The 4,681-nt window shown below is 65.2% G+C and carries 4 protein-coding genes and 1 pseudogene; all 5 read left to right on the forward strand.

The window, feature by feature from the left end; all coding sequences use genetic code 11:
- A partial coding sequence (locus RJQ10_RS15395; protein WP_502880247.1) for an ATP-binding protein occupies nt 1-708 on the forward strand: 708 nt, incomplete at its 5' end.
- Nucleotides 677-2,035 (forward strand): sigma-54-dependent transcriptional regulator, encoded by a 1,359-nt coding sequence (locus tag RJQ10_RS15400; RefSeq protein WP_350148178.1) that lies wholly within the window; start codon nt 677-679, stop codon nt 2,033-2,035. The genes RJQ10_RS15395 and RJQ10_RS15400, both read left to right, overlap by 32 nt.
- 13 nt (nt 2,036-2,048) lie before the next feature.
- Complete coding sequence (gene fliE, locus RJQ10_RS15405) at nt 2,049-2,360, forward strand: flagellar hook-basal body complex protein FliE (protein WP_350148180.1); 312 nt, start codon at nt 2,049-2,051, stop codon at nt 2,358-2,360.
- A gap of 43 nt (nt 2,361-2,403) precedes the next feature.
- A complete protein-coding gene (gene fliF / locus RJQ10_RS15410; protein WP_350148182.1) occupies nt 2,404-4,065 on the forward strand; it encodes a flagellar basal-body MS-ring/collar protein FliF in 1,662 nt (553 codons plus the stop codon).
- Nucleotides 4,058-4,681, forward strand: a pseudogene (locus RJQ10_RS15415) (flagellar motor switch protein FliG); the annotation flags it as partial. The gene fliF and the pseudogene RJQ10_RS15415, both read left to right, overlap by 8 nt.

Here is a 4,681-nt window from a genome sequence, read left to right on the forward strand (position 1 = left end):
GAACAGCGCCTGCGGGCGCTGGGTGAAATGGCAGCGCGGCTGGCCCACCAGATCCGCACACCGCTGTCGTCCACCACCCTGTATTTGGCACAGCTGCGCCGGCCGGACCTGGCCGTCGCACAGCGGGAACGTATATGTGACCGGCTGTCCGAGCGCCTGGTGCACATGGAAGGCCTGATCGAGAGCATGCTGGGCTTTGTGCGCGGTGCCCCGCCACGCTCGGAGCGGGTTTGCCTGCAGGACGTGCTGGGCGATTTCCAGGCCCACGTGCAGGCGCGCCTGGAAGTGGCCGGTGCCACGCTGTCTGTCACCCCGGTGGACCGCACACTGGCACTGCACGGTGACCGCGATGCCCTCGCCGGGGCGCTCGCCAACCTGGTCGTGAATGCCGTTGAGGCCGGTGAAGCGGACGTGCATGTGGAGGTGTGGGCCGGCGCGCTGAACCGCGAACGCATGCTGCTGCGGGTGCGTGATAACGGCCCCGGCGTGGCGCCGGAGTTGCGCGAACGCATTTCGACCCGTTCTTCACCACGCGCTCCGCGGGTACGGGGCTGGGTTTGGCGGTGGTGGCGCGCACGGTCAGCGAGCTGGGCGGTGAGATTCGCCTGGGCGTCAGCCCGCAGGGCGGGGCTGAATTTGTTCTGGAACTACCCATTGCAGAAGGAGAGTGTTGACCGTGGGAGCCGCGTTGAAAGTTCTGGTGGTTGAGGATGACAGCACCCTGCGCGATGCGTTGTGCGACACCATTGAATACGGTGGCTACCGGGTCTGGAGCGCATGCGACGGCGCCGACGCCCTGCAGCAGCTGGAGCGCCAGCCGGTGGATCTGATCATCAGTGACGTGCAGATGTCCGGTATGGGTGGCGAGCGCCTGTTGCGCGAGGTGCGTGCCCGCAGCCCCGAGCTGCCTTTTGTCATGATTACCGCCCACGGCTCGGTGCAGCATGCGGTGTCCGCCATGCGTGAGGGTGCAACGGACTATCTGCTCAAACCGTTTGCGGCGGAGGTGCTGCTGGAAATGCTGGCCCGGTTTGAGCCTGCCCCGGAGCCCGGGATCGACATGGTGGCGGAGGATCCCGCCATGCAGCGCGTTTGCCGGCTGGCGGAGCGGCTGGCGCACAGCGATGCCACCGTGCTGGTGACGGGCGAGTCCGGCACCGGCAAGGAAGTCATTGCGCGCTATTTGCACGCCTGCTCCAGCCGCGCGGAGCGCCCTATGGTGGCGATCAACTGTGCCGCCATCCCCGAAAACATGCTGGAGTCCATGCTCTTCGGCTACGAGAAAGGGGCCTACACCGGCGCCCACCAGTCGCGCCCCGGCAAGTTTGAACAGGCCAATGGCGGCACCCTGCTGCTGGACGAAATCTCCGAGATGGACCTGGGCCTGCAGGCCAAGCTACTGCGCGTGTTGCAGGAAAAAGAGGTGGAGCGCCTCGGTGGCAACCGGGTGATTCCGCTTGATGTACGGGTTATCGCTACCAGCAACCGCAACCTCGCCGGCGAAGTCGCGGCGGGCCGTTTTCGTGAAGATTTGTATTACCGCCTGAGCGTGGTGCCGCTGGAGGTGCCCGCGCTGCGCGCTCGCCCGGCGGATATACTGCCACTGGCACAGCGTTTTCTGCAGCGCCATGCGCCCCCGCGCAGCGGCCTGGCATTCAGCAAGGCAGCCTTGCAGCGGCTAACCACCCACAACTGGCGCGGCAACGTGCGTGAGCTGGAAAACTGTGTCCAGCGCGCGAGTCTGCTGGCCGTCGGGCCGGAGATCGGCCCCGAGGACATCGATTTTGTGGCCGCGATGGCGCCGGCGGCGCCGGTGGCTGCGGTAGCTCCGGTGGTGGCGGCAGAGGCGCCGCCCGAACCGCTGCTGGAAGGGGATTTGAAAGAGCGGGAGCGTGAGCTGATCGTGGCCGCGCTGTCCGCGGTGGACGGGAACCGTAAGGAGGCTGCGCAGCGCCTGGGTATCAGCCCGCGCACGTTGCGTTACAAGTTGGCACGCTTCCGTGAACTGGGGTTGGCTGTACCCCGCGCACAGTGAGAGAGGGCAAACCATGAGCGAAATGGCAATTAATCAGGTGCTGGCGCAGATGCGCAGTCTGGCGGCCGAGGCGGGCGGTGAAACGGCCGCTGCGGCGGGCGGTGCCGATTTTTCCAGTTTCATGAAACAATCCATCGACGATGTCAACGACGCGATGCAGACTTCCCGCGCGATGGCCACGGCCTTCGAAGAGGGCCAGCCGGGAGTGTCGCTGGCCGAGTTGATGGTGACGGCGCAGAAAGCCAGCCTGGAGTTCCAGGCGCTGAGCGAGGTGCGCAACAAACTGCTCACCGCCTATCGCGAAGTGATGAGCATGCAGGTCTGATGCCCGCTGGTTTACCTTGGCCCCTTCAGGAGTGAGTTGATTCATGGCAGAGAATAGCGGTGGACTGGTCGCCCGCTTCAACGGTTACAGTCGCCAGCCGGTGTCCCGGCAGCTGGCGTTGTTGGTCGGCCTCGCTGCCAGTATCGCCCTGGGCATTGGCCTGGTGCAGTGGATGCTGGTGCCGAACTACAAGCCCCTGTTTGGCAGCATGGCTGCCGAAGACACCACGGCGGCAATCAGCACGCTGGATGCCAACGGCATTGATTACCGCCTGGATAACCGCACCGGTATGGTCACCGTGGCCGCGGACCAGGTGCATCGCGCACGGTTGCTGCTGGCTACCGAAGGTTTTCCACGCTCCAGCGATATCGGTTTCGACAACATTTACCAGGAGCAGGAAATTGGCGTGAGCAGCTTCATGGAGCAGGCGCGCTACCACCGCTCTCTGGAGCAGGAGTTGTCGAGAACCATCAGCGCGCTGGATGGCGTGCGCGGTGCCCGGGTGCATCTGGCCATGGCCAAGCAGAGCGCTTTCCTGCGCCAGCGACAGGAACCGGCGGCGTCGGTAGTGCTGCATCTGTACGGCGGCAGGGTGCTGTCGGATCGGCAGTTGGCGGGGATCGTGCACCTGGTGTCAGCCAGTGTGCCCAACCTGAAGCCGGAAACCGTGTCGGTGGTCGACCAGCAGGGGCGCCTGCTGTCGTCGCAGGGCAGCCCTGACGATTTTGGCTACAGCAAGGAGCAGTTCCAGATGGCGCAGCAGCTGGAGCAGCGCTACAGCCAGCGCATCGTCGATATTCTGGAGCCTATCCTCGGCCCGGGTCGCGTGCACGCGCAGGTGTCGGCGGATATCGACTTCACCCGCATCGAACGCACCAGCGAGGTGTATGCGCCCGACACCGTGCTGCGCAGTGAGCAAACCTCAGAGGAAATGACCACCCGCCTGCTGGATGGCGGTGTACCCGGTACCCTGGCCAACCAGCCTCCGGAAGACCCGACTGTGCTGGTGCAGCCGCCGGAAGCGGGACTGGCAGACAACACGGTGCCCACGCGCTCGACCCGGCGGGAAACACGCAATTACGAAATGGACAAGACCATAAGCCATATTCGTGAAACGCCGGGCACTCTGCGCAAGCTGTCTATTGCGCTGGTGCTGGACCATGTGGAAACTACGGCCGATGACGGCTCGGTAGCGCGCGCACCGCTGGCACCGGAACGGGTCGAGGAGATCACCCGGCTGGCGCGCGAGGCCGTTGGGTTCAGCGAGGAGCGCGGCGACACGGTGAGTGTCATCAACGCCTCGTTTGTAGAGCCCCCGGCGCTGGAAGCGCCTCCGGAGCCTTCGATACTGGAGGAGGACTGGCTTTGGCGCGGGTTGAAAGGGCTGGGTGTGGCCGCCGGCCTGGCGGCGCTGCTGTTCTTCGTTTTGCGCCCGCTGATGCAGTTTTCAGTCGCGCCCGTGCCCGCCGCCATCGGCCCCGGCCAGCGCGCGTTGGGCAAAGACGGCTACGGTGACGCGGGATACGCCCAGGGAGCCGCAGGAGAATTGATGAGTGATGACCAGGTGACGCTGGCGGGTGACCGGCGCGGGCTGCCGGGCAATGCCGGCTACCAGCAGCAATTGCAGATGGCGCGCAGCGTCGCCGAAGGTGAACCTCAGCGTGCGGCGCACGTAATGAAACAGTGGGTGGCAGGCGATGGCTGAAGCCGCAGGGGCGGGGCTGAACGGCGCGCAGCGCGCGGCCGTTTTTCTGTTGGGCGTTGGCGAGGAATCCGCCACCGCCATCATGCGGCATATGGAGCCGCGTGAGGTGCAGCGTATCGGCGAGGCCATGGCGTCGTTGTCGTCCATCTCCAATGAGCAGGTGGAAGCCGTGCTGGCAGCATTCCACGAAGACGCCAGCTCGCTGAACCCGTTGGGCCTTGGGGCCTCTGAATTTACCCGCCGGGTTTTAACCAACGCCCTGGGCGAGAGCAAGGCACGTTCGATGCTGGCGAAAGTGATGCCCGGCAAGCAGCAGACCTCCGGCATTGATGCCTTGAAGTGGATGGACCCGGGTTCGGTGGCGGAGCTGCTGGAGGACGAACACCCACAAATCATCGCCATCGTGCTGGCCTCACTGGACGAAGAGCAGTCGGCACAGGTGCTGGTGAATATCCCCGAACCGGTGCGCAATGAAGCGCTGTTGCGTGTGGCCCGGCTGCAGGTGATCGACCCGGCGGCGATGGAAGAGCTGGACAAGGTGCTGGAAAAGCAGCTGGGCAAGGTGCGCAGAACGCCTCCGCGCTCGGTCAACGGCATGACCAGCGCCGCGGCCATT

The organism is Haliea sp. (genome assembly GCF_040222615.1).
Taxonomy (GTDB): Bacteria; Pseudomonadota; Gammaproteobacteria; order Pseudomonadales; family Halieaceae; genus Haliea.

What these genes read in the sequence shown, in the direction of transcription:
- fliE (WP_350148180.1), top strand. Translation starts at nt 2,049, where the DNA reads ATGAGCGAAATGGCAATTAATCAGGTGCTGGCGCAGATGCGCAGTCTG.
- fliF (WP_350148182.1), top strand. Translation starts at nt 2,404, where the DNA reads ATGGCAGAGAATAGCGGTGGACTGGTCGCCCGCTTCAACGGTTACAGT.